A 14,014-nucleotide genomic window follows, 5' to 3' on the forward strand; every position below is an offset into this window, starting at 1 on the left:
CCTTGGCTACGCCTTCGCAGGTGCACATTGAGCCGGCTGTTGCCGTTGAAGGCGGATTCCCAACATCTTGGACGAAAGAATGAGCATAAATCACGCAAGTTGACGTATTGCATCGCAGCAAATTGTTGCTAACCTCCCGCAAGACAAGGCTCGGCGCTGCTCGTCGGCCCTTCGATCGCAGTCGGCAGCGGGGTTCTCGATGTTCTACCAGCTTTACGAACTGAACCATGCCGCCTTGCAGCCGGCCCGCCTCTATGCCGATGCGGTGCGCCTGTTCTACTCCAATCCGCTCAATCCGGTTTCACACACGTCCTGGGGCCGCTCGGTCGCGGCAACGGCCGAATTGTTCGAACGCACGACACGCCGCTACGGCAAGCCGCAATTCGGCCTGACCAAGACCGTGGTCGACTGGAAAACCGTCGAGGTCAGCGAACGCACCGTCTGGTCGCGGCCGTTCTGCAATCTGGTCCGTTTCGAGCGGGCTGTCCCGGCCGGGCGCCGGCCGGATCCGAAGCTGTTAATCGTCGCACCGATGTCGGGCCACTATGCGACGCTGTTGCGCGGCACGGCCGAGGCGATGCTGCCCTATGCGGACGTGCATATCACCGACTGGGTCGACGCCCGGATGGTGCCGCTTGCCGACGGCAGCTTCGACCTCGACGACTATGTCGACTACATTGTCGACATGCTGCATGCGCTGGGACCCGACACCCACGTGATGGCGGTGTGCCAGCCGTCGGTGCCGGTGCTGGCGGCGGTGGCGCTGATGGAAGCCAAGGGCGATCCTTTCGTGCCCTCGACGATGACGCTGATGGGCGGCCCGATCGACACGCGCCGCAACCCGACGGCGGTCAATTTGCTGGCCCAGGAAAAGGGCATCGACTGGTTCCGCGACAACGTCATCATGCGCGCGCCCTGGCCGGTGCCGGGCTTCGGCCGCGAGGTCTATCCCGGTTTCCTGCAGCTTTCGGGTTTCATGAGCATGAACCTGGATCGCCACATCATCGCCCACAAAGACTTCTTCATGCACCTGGTGAAGCATGACGGCGACAATGCCGAGAAGCACCGGGAATTCTATGACGAATACCTGGCGGTGATGGATCTGACGGCAGAATTCTACCTGCAGACCGTCGATACCGTCTTCGTCCGCCAGGCCTTGCCCAAGGGCGAAATGACGCATCGCGGTGTGGCGGTCGACCCTTCGGCGATCCGCAATGTCGCCCTGTTCACCGTCGAGGGCGAGAACGACGACATCTCCGGCCTTGGCCAGACCAAGGCGGCGCACGACCTCTGCATCAACATTCCGGCCGACAGGCACGCCCATTACATGCAGCCGGCGGTCGGCCATTACGGTGTGTTCAACGGCTCGCGCTTCCGCTCCGAAATCGTGCCGCGCATCGTCGATTTCATTACCAGCTACGGCCGCCAGAACCGTGTTGCGGTGAAGCCCAAGCTGGTCAGGACCGGCAAGAAATAGGCGACCAGCGATGATGCCCGTCAATCCGCATCAGGTCGGTCAATGCCAAAATCATCGGTTGGCGGGGCCGTGCGGCCGGTCGACCTGTTGCACAATAGTCGCGTTGGCGCCACGCAGGTAACCATGCCGCAAAAATCAATCCATCCTCATAATTGACACCGACTGTAAATACCCCTTAACGTTTCGTTAACAACAAGGGACAAGCGGGGACAATGATTTCCTCACCAATGGCGAGAACGCTACGCCTGTGCGCGCTGGCTGGACTTACTGTGGCGGCAGGTTGGGCCAGTTCGGCCTCGGCAGCCAGCCCGATGATAACAGGTGGTCCGACGTCGCAGCCGATCGGCCATTATGATTTCTGCAAGACCTACCCGTCGGAATGCTCGATCCGCCCGAAGGATCTGTCGCCCGCCAGCATGACCGGCTCGCTGTGGCGCAAGCTGCTCAGCGTCACGGTAAAGGTCAACGCCGCCGTCAAGCCTGAGAGCGACTTCGACATCTACGGCAAGGACGAGGTCTGGGCCTATCCCGACAAGGGTGTCGGCGACTGCGAGGACTATGTCCTGGAAAAGCGCCGTGAGCTGAACCGGCTGGGCGTCTCGTTTGCCGATCTGCTGATGACCGTCGTGCGCAAGCCGGATGGCGAAGGCCACGCCGTGCTGACGGTGCGCACCGACAAGGGCGACTACATCCTCGACAATCTGACCGACCAGGTCCGTTCCTGGGACCAGACCGGCTATCGTTTCCTCAAGCGGCAGGCGATCGACAATACCGGCCGTTGGGTCTCGATCCGCGGCGGCCAGCAGGTTCTGGTCGGCTCGGTCCAGTAACAAAGCAACTCATTTCGGCCGGTTCAGCGCGGCGCGGAGCGACGCAATGATGCGGCGAAGCTCGGCTTCGTCGAGCTTTTCGATGTTGTCGGCCAGGAGATTGGCAAGCTCGGTCGCCGCCGGGCTAAGGCCGGACGTGTCGAGCCTGACGCGCGGATGCGAGGTTTGGGCCAACCGCGCCAGTTCCTCGGCGTCGTCCCAAATGATGTTGAAATAGCCGATGATCTTCTGGATCAGCGTCCAGCTCGGCGCACCGCGGCGGCCGTGTTCGAGCGCCGAGAGATAGGCTGCGCTGACGCCGATCGCCTTGGCCATGTCCTTCTGGGTGACGCCGCGCTCGTTTCGCAGCACGCGAAGCTTTTCGCCGAACGGGGTCACGAGCACATCCTCATTGGCGCATCCTCATGGGCGCATCCTCAAGAGCGCGCCCGCCGCAGACGGACGTAAAGCGCGCCCGAGCCGCCATGATTGCGGGCGGCATGGTCGTGGCTGGAGACAAGGGGCCGGAAGGCGGGCGTCGACAGCCATGACGGCACGGCGCGTCGCAAGACGCCGTCGCCGCCCGACGAAGAGCCCTTGCCGGTGATTACCAGGACATAGCGGATGCCGCCGGCATGCGCCCGGTGCAGGAAGGAAAACAGCAGCGAATAGGCTTCGTCCTGGGTCAGGCCATGCAGGTCGACGCGGCCCTCGATCGGCAGCCGGCCCTTCGACAGCTTGTCCAGCGTCGGTTCGTCGAGTGCGTGGGAAACATGCTGCGCCTTCGGTTTCGCGACCGCGGCAGCATTGCCCGCGACCTGTGCCGGCGGCGGCACCTGCCTGGTTTCGTCGATCTCCGGCCCAAGCTTGGGAATATCGACGGCGATCTTGCCCTTCAGCGGCTTTGCCGTGCGCGCCACCAGGTTCCACAGGACCCGGTCGTCCTCGCTCAGCCTGTCGATGCGCCGGGTCATCGGTCTGCTCCTGAAACCAGCGGCCGGGGGATCAGCGCATAAAAATCGGCGGCGTTGCGGATAACGCCGGCGATCTCGCCGGCCGCATCGCCCGACCCAGCGAACAGATCGCCGCGGGCCGGCCCGATGATCGCTGAGCCGGTGTCCTGTGCGATCATCAGCCGCCGGAACGGTTTTTCGTCGAAGGCGGTCAGCGACGGCGCATCGATATGGAAGGGCGTGCCGAACGTGTGCAGCAGCCGGTCGACGGCGATCGAGCGGCAGGGTGTCAGCGGCACCTTGGCGGCAGCGACCGGGCCGAGCTCCGGGTCGTCGACGCCCATCTCGCGGAAGAAGATGTAGGAGCGGTTGCGCCAAAGGATCTCGTCGACGCGCTCCGGACGCGCCTTGAGCCAGGCACGGATCGACTGCATCGTCACTTTTTCCAGCGGGATCTCGCCTTCGTCGCTCAGGATCTTGCCCGGTCCGGTAAAGCGCTGGCCGGATTTGGCGGCATAGGTGACGCGGCAAAGCTCCCCGTCGGTCATGTTGAGCCGCGCCGCGCCCTGCACGTGGATGAAGAAGGCATCGACCTTGTCGGCGAGCCAGGCGATTTCCAGGCCTTGTCCAGCGAGCGCGCCGCGTTCGATCTCGCCGCGGTCGAAATATTCGACCGGGTCGTTCGGCGCCGCACGAGCGAAGGCAAGATAAGGATCCATGCCGGAAGGACGATTGCCATCGTCGATGTCGACAAGGTCGGCCGGGCGGGTTAGCAACGGCACCGAAAATCGTCGCGTGCGCACCGGCGAGGCGTCGACCTCCGGCTCGTAGAAGCCGGTGACGAGGCCTGGGCCGCCGTTTTCCGCCCCTATATGGGCCGGCACAAAGTAGCGCTCGAAGAAGCTTCGGGCCTCCAACCGATTCGCCGGCGAAACGGTGCGCGCTGCGGCATAGGCTTCGGCAAAGGCGCCGAAATCGACGCCGAGCGCGCCGGAGCGGTAGGGTTTCGTCAGGACATGAAAGGCCGAGCGGCGAAAGGCGTCAAAGGCAGGGAGTTGGTCGTCCTCGTCCCAGCCCGGCAATTCGCCAAAGGACTTTTCGCTGAAGACTCGAGAAAGCGACACGACAGCCCCCGCCGCCGTCCAGTTCAGTCTTCTTCTTCGGTGGCGACGAGCTTCCAGTTCGGATCGCGCGAGCGCGCGTCACGAGCGAAGGTCCAGACGTCCTTGACCTCGGCGACGGTCTCGGGATCGCCGTCAATGACGGCGCCGGCCTTGTCGCGGGTCGCTGAAATCAGTTCGCTGACAATGCGCAGCGTGATGTGCGCCTCGCTGCCCTTCATCTCGGCCGAAACGATGTCGGCCTTGTCGATGCCGACGAAGGAGGACTGGATTTTTTCGGCTTTTGCCTCGCGGTCGCCGATGGCCGCGACAAAGCCGTCATAGACCTCGCGCGACAAAAGGTTCTTCAAGGTTTTGCGGTCGCCATCGGCGTAGGCCATGACGATCATCTCATAGGCCATCTTGGCGCCGTCGACGAAGGTCTTCGGGTCGAAGGTCGGATCATTGTCCTTGATCGCCCGCAGGCCCCGGTTGAGATCTGTGTCGGGCTTGGCAAAGGCGTCGATCGCCGTATAGGCATCGGCCGCCGGCTCTCCCGCCAGCCGCTTGCGCGGCAGCGAAACCACGTTCTCGGGTTTCTGGGCGGCATCCTTGTCGTTCTTGCGCCCTGCCGTATATGGATCGAAGGGCGGGCGTTCGTTGCCCGTGCGTCGGCCAAGCACGTTGCGCAGCTGGAAGAAGATCACCACCGCCGCAATCAGAAAGAAAATTGTGCCGAAGTCGAAGAAGCCCATATCTTGCGCCAATCAATCCCTGCTTTGGCCGGACCAGCGGCCAAGCAAGGGCCGCGATCACATAGCGTTCAGTATCCAAAGCATATAGAACGCATGGCGCAATCATTCAAATCAAAGGCAGCCATACCTATCTAACAGCTCTGGTGCCAGCGGCGATTGCTCGCCGGCCGGCAAAACATCGAAACGATCGGTCAAGATTTGCGTATCTCGCTGCTTCCCCTGTTTGTTCTTGCGCTTCCGCTGCTGGAGATAGCCGGTTTCGTCATTGTCGGCCGCCAGATCGGCGCGCTGGCGACGGTCGGGCTGGTGCTGGCCTCGAGCGTCGCCGGCGCCTTGCTCCTTCGACACCACGGTTTTGGCGTCATGGCCAGGGTCCGTGCCGAAATGGATGCCGGCCACGATCCGAGCCGCCAGCTTGCGCACGGCGCCATGATCGTTCTGGCCGCGATCCTTTTGATCATCCCCGGCTTCATCTCGGATATTTTCGGCATTCTACTGTTCCTGCCACCGGTGCGCGATCTTGCCTGGCGGATGCTGAAAGGCCGCATCGTGCTGGCCACCGATTTCGGCGTTGGTTTGCGGGCAAGGCAACGCGGCAAGACCATCGATCTCGACGACGGCGACTATTCGCGCGCCGACGACCATGCGCGCGGGCCTGACTCTCCCTGGCGCCGCCTCAAGGACGAGTAGCCGCAAGGCAACCGGCGTCTTTTGCAAACTTGTCTTGTCGTGCCGGCCATGATAGCGAACGCCCGAATTTCAATCCGGTCAGCAACGCTGCCCAGGCAAAAGGATCACAGCTTATGGCCAGCAACGACGACGCCCCGACCGGCGCAGCCAACGGTAATGGAAATGCGGAGCAGCCTTCGCTCAACGTGCTTGCGCAATATGTGAAGGACCTGTCCTTCGAAAGCCCCGGCGCGCCAAACTCGCTGCGCGGCCGCGACAAGGCCCCCGGCATCGCCATCAACGTCAACGTCAACGCCAACCCGCTTTCGGACAAGCAGTTCGACGTCAATTTGACGCTGAATGCCAAGGCATCGTTCGACCAGGAAGTGCTGTTCAATGTCGAACTGGTCTATGGCGGCGTCTTCTCCATCAGCGGCTTCCCGCAGGAGCACATGCTGCCGATACTGTTCATCGAATGCCCGCGGCTGCTGTTCCCGTTCGCCAGGCAGATCATTGCCGAGGCAACGCGCAATGGCGGCTTCCCGCCGCTGATGCTCGACCCGATCGATTTCGCGCAGATGTTCCAGCAGAAGCTGGCCGAGGACCAGGCCGCCGCCAAGGTCAAGGTGAGCTGAAGGCGTTTGTGTCTCGATAGCGTTTGAGAAACCCGGCCTTGCGCCGGGTTTTTTTATGAGCCGCTGGCGGGACAGTGCCCCCTCTGGCCTTCCGGCCATCTCCCCCTTAAGTGGGGAGATCGGAACTTCACGTCAGCCTTCGCCAATCCTTCATCGTCGCAGGAATGAGCGAGGCGCTGGGACTGCCAATCTTTCCCACTGAGGGGGAGATGCCAAGTGGTGGCTAAAAGGGCAGGACAGAGGGGGCGACGGATCACTCCGCTCAAAATCACTATGCCGCGGAACTCGCTTCCCGGCCGATGCGCAGCCAAAGCGCCTTTTCGCCGAGGCTGCCAACCATGCCCGCGTGTGCTGCGCGCTCGGCATCGGTCAGGCGCGAGGGCAAGGCGATGGGCCTGACGCCGATCGAAATGTCGATATCGTCGACATTCTGTCGTCCGCCCGCCGGCGTCATGATGCTGTCGAGGATGAGGCTGGCCTGCTTGCCGCCGATAAGCTCGATATAGACCTCGGCCAGCAATTCAGAATCGAGCAACGCGCCATGCTTGGTGCGACGGCCATTGTCGATGCCATAGCGGCGGCAGAGCGCGTCGAGCGAATTGGGACCCATTGGATGCTTGCGGCGCGCCAGCGCCAGCGTGTCGACGATCCGTCCCGGATCGATGGCCGGATGACCAAGCCGGCCGAATTCGAGGTTGAGGAAGCCGATGTCGAAGCCGGCATTATGGGCGACCAGCTTGGCGCCGTCGATGAAGGCCAGGAACTCCTCGGCGATCTCCATGAAAGTCGGCTTGCCCTGAAGATCGGCGGCGCTGATGCCGTGCACGGCCTGCGCCTCGTGATGAATCGGGCGGCCTTGTGGGTTGATGTATTTGTGGAAGGTGCGGCCGGTCGGAAAGCGGTTGACCAGCTCGATGCCGCCAAGCTCGATGACGCGGTCCTCGCGCGTGTCGAGGCCGGTGGTTTCCGTATCGAAGATGATCTCACGCATCGAATCAGTCCATTGGTTCCGCGTCATTCTAGCCGAATCACACCCGGAACAAAATGGCAACAAGTAATGTGGGCTGCAAGCCTCTTAACCCGGCCTGGCTGCTTTATCCCCGACTAGTTCGGCGACGATCGCATTGACAGCCGCGCGGGCGGCGTCAAAGCCCTGGCCGGTGTCGACGACGAAGTCGGCGCGCCGGCGCTTTTCGGCGTCGGGAACCTGCCTGGCCAGGATCGACGCAAACTTTTCCTCGCTCATGCCCGGGCGCGCCAGCACGCGGGCGCGCTGGATCTCGGCCGGCGCGGTGACGACCACAACCTTGTCGACGCGATCGCGGCCGCTTGTCTCGAACAGCAGCGGTATATCGAGCACGGCAAGTGGCGCGCCGGCGGCACGATTTTGCGCCAGAAAGGCATCGGCGTCGGCACGGACCAGCGGATGGATGATCGCTTCCAGCCGTTTCAGCGCGGCGGCATCGCCGAGCACCCGTTCGGCCAACTTTGTGCGATCGACCGCACCGGATCGGGTGGTCCCGGGAAAGACCGCCTCGACAATGGGGGCGGCCTTGCCGGCATAGAGGCGATGCACCGCCTCGTCGGAATCATGGACCGGCACGCCGGCCTCGGCAAACATCTTTGCCGTGGTCGACTTGCCCATGCCGATCGATCCGGTGAGGCCGAGCACGATCATGGCTTCGCGCCGATATCGGCAATGATCATTTGCCGCAGTTCGGCGGTGACCTGCGGCCTGGTGCCGAACCAGCGCTCGAAGCCGGGCACCGCCTGGTGCAGCAGCATGCCGAGCCCATCGACGGTCTTGAGGCCGCGCGCGCTGGCTGCGGCGAGCAACGGCGTTTCCAGCGGAACATAAACGATGTCGGTGACGATGGCGCGGTCGGGCAGTCTGCCCGGATCGGCGGACAGGCCTTCATTGCCATGCATGCCGAGCGCTGACGTGTTGACCAGCAGGCCGGCATCTTCGAGCAACTCGCCGGTCGCCGCCATGCCATGGGCGGAGACGCCGGCACCGAAGCGGTCGCGCAGCTCCTGCGCCCTCGCAAGCGTCCGGTTTACGATGCGGATATCGTTGACGCCGCGTTGCTTCAGCGCATGGATGACCGCGCGAGCGGCACCGCCGGCACCGAGCACAACGGCCGGGCCGTCGGCCGCCCAACCCGATGCATACTCGTCCAGATTGGCGGCAAAGCCATGGGCATCGGTATTGCCGCCCCACAATTCGCCATCCTCAAACCACAGTGTGTTGACCGCACCGATTTGTTCGGCCGCGTCGTCGCGGCGCGCCGCCAATGCGAAGGCGGCCTCCTTGTGCGGGATGGTGACGTTGCCGCCGCTATAGCCTTGTGCCTGCAGCGTTTGCAGGAATTCGGCAAACGCTTCTGGCGCAACGTCAATGGCCTCGTAGACGCCGTCGATGCCGTATTTCGCCAGCCAGTAGCCGTGGATCTTCGGTGACCTGGAATGGCCGATCGGGTGGCCGGTGACGAAGGCTTTTTTCGAGGCCTCAGCCATCGATCGCCCCGAGCTCACGCAGCTTGGCCAGCACCGGCAAAAGCGGCAGGCCAACAATGGTGAAGTAGTCGCCCTCGATCTTTTCGAACAGCTGGATGCCCTCGCCTTCGATCTGGTAGGCACCAACGCTGGACAACGCCTTGGCGCCGACGCGCGCCAGATGGCGGCCGATGAAGGCCGAATCGAGCTTGCGCATGGTCAGGCTGGCGATGCCGACATGCCGCCACAGAACCTGGCCGTCACGGGCCAGCACGACGGCGCTGTTGAGATGATGCGTCTTGCCCGACAACGCCAGCAGATGACGGCGTGCGCCTTCCATGTCGGCCGGCTTGTGGAACAGCTCGTCGCCGAGGGACAGCGTCTGGTCGCAGCCGAGCACCAGGGCGCCGGGCTTGCGCTCACTGACTTCGGTGGCCTTGGCCTCGGCAAGCACCAGGGCGACGTCCTCCGGCGACACGCCACTATTTTGCAGCGGCGCCTCCAGCGCACGTTCGTCGACAGAAGCCGGAACCGCTTCGACCACAACGCCGGCATTGACAAGCAGCGCCTTGCGGAACGGGCTGCCCGAGGCCAGGATGATTTTTTCGGCCATTTTTTTCGCCCCCGTTCCTGGCGCTCACTAGGGTGTGTCGAGATTCAGGTCAGGCCAAGCCGAAAATAGTGGCTTCCGAGAACCGGAGCGGAGCGTACTTTTCGTACGTGAGCACCGGAAGCGCAGGAAGCCGCCGTTTGTAGGCCGGCATCACCTGAATATCACACGCCCTAGCGCGTCTTGCCGCGCAGGGCAACGATAGCCGCCGCCGTCTCCTCGATCGAACGGCGGCTGACATCGATCATCGGCCAGCCATGCCGTGTGCAGATCTGGCGGGCGTAGGCGAGCTCTTCGGCGATCGCGGCGCGGTCGACGTAATCGGTCGGCTCGTAGGCGCTGTTGCCGAGAACGCGGTTCTGCCGGACCTGGGAGATGCGCTCGGCAGTGGCGATCAGGCCGACGATCAGTGGCCTCCTGGCGTAGACCAGGCTTTCCGGCACCGGCACGCCGAGCACGATCGGGATGTTGGCGGTCTTGATGCCGCGATTGGCGAGATAGATGCTGGTCGGCGTCTTCGAGGTGCGTGAGATGCCGACAAGCACGATGTCGGCATCGTCCATATTGGCCGGCAGCTGGCCGTCATCATGCTCCATGGTGAAATTGAGCGCGTCGATGCGGCGAAAATATTCGGCGTCCAGCACATGCTGGGCGCCGACGCGGCGGCCGGCCGGCGTGCCGAGATAGGACTGGAACACCGTCAGCACCGGCTCCAGTACCGAGACGCAAGGCAGGCCCATCGCCGCGCAGCGTTCATCGATGCCACGGGCAAGCTTCTGGTCGACGACGGTGTAGAGGATGATGCCCGGCTCCTCCTCGATGTCCTCGAACACTTTCGTCACCTGTTTTTCGGTGCGGATGAGCGGGTAGATGTGTTCGATGGCGCGCGCATCCTTGTATTGCGCGGAAGCGGCGCGGCCGGCGGCCAGCAGCGTTTCGCCGGTGGCGTCGGAAATCAGGTGAAGGTGAAAGAAGCTCTGCGGTTTGTTCACAGGATACATTCCAGGCTGTGGGCCGATGTGGATAAGCCGGGCGGAAAACTCGGCCACCGCCAAGCGACTGTATCAGATGCCGGTTTGTCCACAATTCGATGTGCTGTCGGCTTCTTCGGGCGGTTGGGGACAAGTCCGGGGACGGAGCTTTTTGCCTTCGCTTCATCCACAGGGGCAAGTTCCTTGGCCTGGCGGCAACGCATTGACTCCAGTCGGAAATTCCCGGCTTTCCACAAAGTCCTGCAATCCCGTTGGAGAAGCGCGCGACAATATGCTGGCTGGTCTTTTCCAGGGCAAAGCGGGACAGGAGACAACCACCACAACCAACAGACTCTTAGAATCATAAGATTCCTAAAAATAGAATATTTAATTATAGGGAAGCCTGGAAAGGCGAGCGCTCAATGCCTCAAGACCGGATCGTGCTGGACGTGTTGAGAGGCAAGGCAGCGTTTCCGCCGCCGCTCTGGATTATGCGCCAGGCCGGCCGCTATCTGCCGGAATACCGGGAGACGAGGAGACGGGCCGGATCGTTCCTCGATCTTTGCTACGACCCGGATCTCGCCGTCGAAGTGACGCTGCAGCCGATCGAACGCTTCGGCTTCGACGCATCGATCCTGTTTTCCGATATCCTTGTCGTGCCGCATGCGCTCGGCCGCGACGTGCGCTTCGAGGAAGGACGCGGCCCGCTGCTGACGCCGATCTCGGCTGCGGAGATCGAGGCTCTCGACGGCGAAACGTTTCACGTGAATCTCGAGCCGGTCTACGAGACGGTGCGGCGATTGCGCGCCAGACTGCCTGATGAAACGACGCTGATCGGCTTCTGCGGTGCGCCCTGGACGGTGGCGACCTACATGATTGCCGGCCACGGTACGCCCGACCAGGCGCCGGCCAGGCTGTTCGCCTATCGCGAGCCGGCGGCCTTTCTTCGGCTCCTGAAAGTGCTCGCCGATTATTCGGCTGCCTATCTGATCCGGCAGATCGAAGCCGGCGCCGACGTGGTGCAGATCTTTGATTCGTGGTCCGGCGTGCTCGACGAAGCGTCTTTCGAGTTGTTCTGCGTCCGGCCGGTGGCCGAGATTGTCCGGCAGGTGAAGGCTGTCCATCCCGACGTTCCGATCATCGGCTTTCCCAAAGGCGCCGGAGATCACTACCGGAGCTATCGCCAGACGACCGGCGTGACCGGGCTGGGCCTCGACTGGACCGTGCCATTGTCGACTGCGAAGGAATTGCAGCGTGACGGCGCCGTGCAAGGCAATCTCGATCCGCTGCGGCTGGTGGCCGGCGGCAAGGCGCTTGCCGACGGCGTGGGGGCGATCCTGAAGGTGTTAGGGGACCGGCCGCTGATCTTCAACCTCGGCCACGGCATCACGCCGGAGACGCCGCTCGCGCATGTCGAGCAGATGGTCAAACTGGTGCGGAGCGCGTCGTGACGATGATGGGCGCAGACAATGCGAACGGCACGAACAGCGGTAGCGGGGCGACGCGCCGCGCGGCAATCGCGATCGCCATTTTCCTCGTGCTGGCCGGGCTGCTGTTTCTCTTCGGGCCCGATGATTTCTATCCCTGGGCAAAGGCGATCCATGTGATTGCCGTCATCTCCTGGATGGCGGGCATGCTCTATCTGCCGCGCTTGCTGGTCTATCACGCCGATGCCGAAAAAGGCTCCGTCCAGTCGGAGACCTTCAAGGTGATGGAGCGCCGCCTGCTGCGCGGCATCATCAATCCGGCGATGGTGATCACCTGGGCGTTCGGCCTGTGGCTCGCCTGGAAAGGCTTTGGTTTTCAAGGCGGCTGGCTGCATGCCAAGATCGCTGCGGTGGTTGGCCTGTCGGCCGTGCATGGCTATCTCGCCGGCGCCGTCCGGAAATTTGCCGAAGACCGCAATGAAAAACCGGCAAGGCACTGGCGGATCGTCAATGAGATCCCCACATTGCTGATGATCGTCATCGTTGTCCTGGTTATCGTGAAACCATTCTGACGTATTCGGTGCCCGCAAAAGGCGGCTTGCTCTTTCACCCGACCGACGATAAAAGACGGGTCTTCCTTCCCGTCATGCGCCGCCCGTCATCGCTTTCGGCCGCGCCCGGCATTTGTCGCATCCCGCCGATATTTTTCCCAAAGCTCATTCAGAGTCCGTCCATGCAAGAAATGAAACTCACCGAGTTCAAGAACAAGAAACCACCAGAGCTGATCGCCTATGCGGAATCGCTCGAGGTCGAGAACGCCAGCGTCATGCGCAAGCAGGAGCTGATGTTCGCGATCCTGAAGAAGCTGGCGGCACAGGATATCGAGATCATCGGCGACGGCGTCGTCGAAGTGCTGCAGGACGGCTTTGGCTTTCTGCGCTCGGCCAACGCAAATTATCTGCCAGGTCCCGACGACATCTATATTTCACCCTCGCAGATCCGGCGGTTTTCGCTGAAGACCGGCGATACGGTTGAAGGCCCGATCCGCAGCCCGAAAGAGGGCGAGCGCTATTTCGCGCTGCTCAAGGTCAACACAATCAATTTCGACGATCCGGAAAAAATCCGCCACAAGATCCACTTTGACAACCTGACGCCGCTCTATCCGACCAAGCGGCTGAAGATGGAGATCGACAATCCGACCACCAAGGACATCTCGCCGCGCGTGATCGACTTGGTCGCGCCGATCGGCAAGGGGCAGCGTGCGTTGATCAATGCGCAGCCGCGCACCGGCAAGACGGTTCTCATGCAGAACATCGCCCACTCGATCACCGCCAACCATCCGGAATGCTATCTGATCGTGCTTCTGATCGACGAGCGGCCGGAGGAGGTTACCGACATGCAGCGCTCGGTGAAGGGCGAGGTGATCTCGTCGACCTTCGACGAGCCGGCGGTACGCCATGTCCAGGTTGCCGAGATGGTGATCGAAAAGGCCAAGCGTCTGGTCGAGCACGGTCGCGACGTGGTGATCCTGCTGGATTCGATCACGCGTCTCGGTCGCGCCTACAACACCGTCGTGCCGTCATCCGGCAAGGTGCTGACCGGCGGTGTCGACGCCAACGCGCTGCAGCGGCCGAAGCGCTTCTTCGGCGCCGCCCGCAACATCGAGGAAGGCGGCTCGCTGACCATCATCGCCACCGCGCTGATCGACACCGGCAGCCGCATGGACGAAGTCATCTTCGAAGAGTTCAAGGGCACCGGCAACTGCGAAATCCAGCTCGACCGCAAGGTGGCCGACAAGCGCATCTATCCGGCCATGGACATATTGAAGTCCGGCACCCGCAAGGAAGACCTGCTGGTTTCCAAGCAGGATCTGCAGAAGATCTTCGTGCTGCGCCGCATCCTGGCGCCGATGGGAACTACCGATGCCATCGAGTTCCTGATCGACAAGCTCAAGCAGACCAAGACGAATGCGGACTTCTTCGATTCGATGAATACGTAGGGTTGGGGGCCCTTCCCTTCTCCCCTTGTGGACCTGTTGGGCAGTCATGAGCAAAGCTTGCGGCGGCGGGGTTGCGGCGGTTGTTCGCTTGTTTGCGGGGGATTTGACGTCTT

At 62.6% G+C, this 14,014-nt stretch carries 16 protein-coding genes; 7 read left to right on the forward strand and 9 right to left on the reverse strand.

Translation table 11 applies throughout. From position 1 onward, the window contains the following. Window positions 1-199: 199 nt before the first annotated feature. Both NKJ09_RS25930 and NKJ09_RS25935 read left to right on the forward strand, forming a co-directional pair. Complete coding sequence (locus NKJ09_RS25930; RefSeq protein WP_352481335.1) at window positions 200-1,477, forward strand: polyhydroxyalkanoate depolymerase; 1,278 nt, start codon at window positions 200-202, stop codon at window positions 1,475-1,477. A 212-nt stretch (window positions 1,478-1,689) separates the two neighbouring features. Then, a complete protein-coding gene (locus tag NKJ09_RS25935) occupies window positions 1,690-2,307 on the forward strand; it encodes a transglutaminase-like cysteine peptidase (RefSeq protein WP_023718769.1) in 618 nt (205 codons plus the stop codon). 9 nt (window positions 2,308-2,316) lie between these two features. Here NKJ09_RS25935 and NKJ09_RS25940 read toward each other — a convergent pair whose 3' ends face one another. From NKJ09_RS25940 to NKJ09_RS25955, 4 genes are read right to left on the reverse strand one after another with little or no spacing between them, the layout of a single operon-like run. Further along, on the reverse strand, window positions 2,317-2,685 hold the full coding sequence (locus NKJ09_RS25940) for a helix-turn-helix domain-containing protein (protein WP_352495417.1): 369 nt from the start codon (window positions 2,683-2,685) through the stop codon (window positions 2,317-2,319). 38 nt (window positions 2,686-2,723) lie between these two features. Beyond that, window positions 2,724-3,260 (reverse strand): Smr/MutS family protein, encoded by a 537-nt coding sequence (locus NKJ09_RS25945; RefSeq protein ID WP_352481333.1) that lies wholly within the window; start codon window positions 3,258-3,260, stop codon window positions 2,724-2,726. After that, window positions 3,257-4,363, reverse strand: coding sequence for a murein transglycosylase A (mltA, locus tag NKJ09_RS25950; protein ID WP_352481332.1), 1,107 nt, complete (start codon window positions 4,361-4,363; stop codon window positions 3,257-3,259). Before mltA ends, NKJ09_RS25945 begins: the two co-directional genes overlap by 4 nt. Window positions 4,364-4,386: 23 nt before the next feature. Then, the gene (locus NKJ09_RS25955) at window positions 4,387-5,094 is read right to left on the reverse strand and encodes a Tim44/TimA family putative adaptor protein (protein ID WP_023718765.1); all 708 of its coding nucleotides are present in this window, start codon (window positions 5,092-5,094) and stop codon (window positions 4,387-4,389) included. A 198-nt stretch (window positions 5,095-5,292) separates the two neighbouring features. Here NKJ09_RS25955 and NKJ09_RS25960 point away from each other — a divergent pair, with 198 nt between their 5' ends. Next, window positions 5,293-5,784 (forward strand): FxsA family protein, encoded by a 492-nt coding sequence (locus NKJ09_RS25960; protein WP_352495416.1) that lies wholly within the window; start codon window positions 5,293-5,295, stop codon window positions 5,782-5,784. Window positions 5,785-5,897: 113 nt separating this feature from the next. Further along, complete coding sequence (gene secB / locus NKJ09_RS25965; RefSeq protein WP_023718763.1) at window positions 5,898-6,398, forward strand: protein-export chaperone SecB; 501 nt, start codon at window positions 5,898-5,900, stop codon at window positions 6,396-6,398. 271 nt (window positions 6,399-6,669) lie between these two features. Here the strand turns inward: secB and dnaQ are convergent, their stop codons facing one another. The 5 genes from dnaQ to NKJ09_RS25990 all read right to left on the reverse strand — a co-directional run bounded on the left by dnaQ (window position 6,670) and on the right by NKJ09_RS25990 (window position 10,496). Next, complete coding sequence (gene dnaQ, locus NKJ09_RS25970; RefSeq protein WP_023718762.1) at window positions 6,670-7,389, reverse strand: DNA polymerase III subunit epsilon; 720 nt, start codon at window positions 7,387-7,389, stop codon at window positions 6,670-6,672. An 84-nt stretch (window positions 7,390-7,473) separates the two neighbouring features. Further along, complete coding sequence (gene coaE / locus NKJ09_RS25975; RefSeq protein WP_352495415.1) at window positions 7,474-8,076, reverse strand: dephospho-CoA kinase; 603 nt, start codon at window positions 8,074-8,076, stop codon at window positions 7,474-7,476. Further along, a complete protein-coding gene (locus tag NKJ09_RS25980) occupies window positions 8,073-8,915 on the reverse strand; it encodes a shikimate dehydrogenase (protein WP_352481330.1) in 843 nt (280 codons plus the stop codon). Before NKJ09_RS25980 ends, coaE begins: the two co-directional genes overlap by 4 nt. Beyond that, entirely contained in the window at window positions 8,908-9,507 is a 600-nt protein-coding gene (locus NKJ09_RS25985) for a Maf-like protein (protein ID WP_352495414.1), read from the reverse strand. Before NKJ09_RS25985 ends, NKJ09_RS25980 begins: the two co-directional genes overlap by 8 nt. A 170-nt stretch (window positions 9,508-9,677) precedes the next feature. Beyond that, a complete protein-coding gene (locus NKJ09_RS25990) occupies window positions 9,678-10,496 on the reverse strand; it encodes a pyruvate, water dikinase regulatory protein (protein ID WP_023718758.1) in 819 nt (272 codons plus the stop codon). A gap of 401 nt (window positions 10,497-10,897) precedes the next feature. Between NKJ09_RS25990 and hemE the strand changes: the two genes are divergently transcribed. The 3 genes from hemE to rho all read left to right on the forward strand — a co-directional run bounded on the left by hemE (window position 10,898) and on the right by rho (window position 13,901). Beyond that, window positions 10,898-11,926, forward strand: a complete 1,029-nt coding sequence (hemE, locus tag NKJ09_RS25995) for a uroporphyrinogen decarboxylase (RefSeq protein ID WP_352495413.1) — start codon at window positions 10,898-10,900, stop codon at window positions 11,924-11,926. Between the two features lie 2 nt (window positions 11,927-11,928). Continuing rightward, window positions 11,929-12,474, forward strand: coding sequence for a protoporphyrinogen oxidase HemJ (hemJ, locus tag NKJ09_RS26000; RefSeq protein ID WP_502901813.1), 546 nt, complete (start codon window positions 11,929-11,931; stop codon window positions 12,472-12,474). A 161-nt stretch (window positions 12,475-12,635) separates the two neighbouring features. Beyond that, on the forward strand, window positions 12,636-13,901 hold the full coding sequence (gene rho, locus NKJ09_RS26005) for a transcription termination factor Rho (protein ID WP_023718755.1): 1,266 nt from the start codon (window positions 12,636-12,638) through the stop codon (window positions 13,899-13,901). Window positions 13,902-14,014 lie beyond the last annotated feature (113 nt).

This window comes from Mesorhizobium sp. M0189 (assembly GCF_040322135.1).
Classification (GTDB): Bacteria; Pseudomonadota; Alphaproteobacteria; order Rhizobiales; family Rhizobiaceae; genus Mesorhizobium.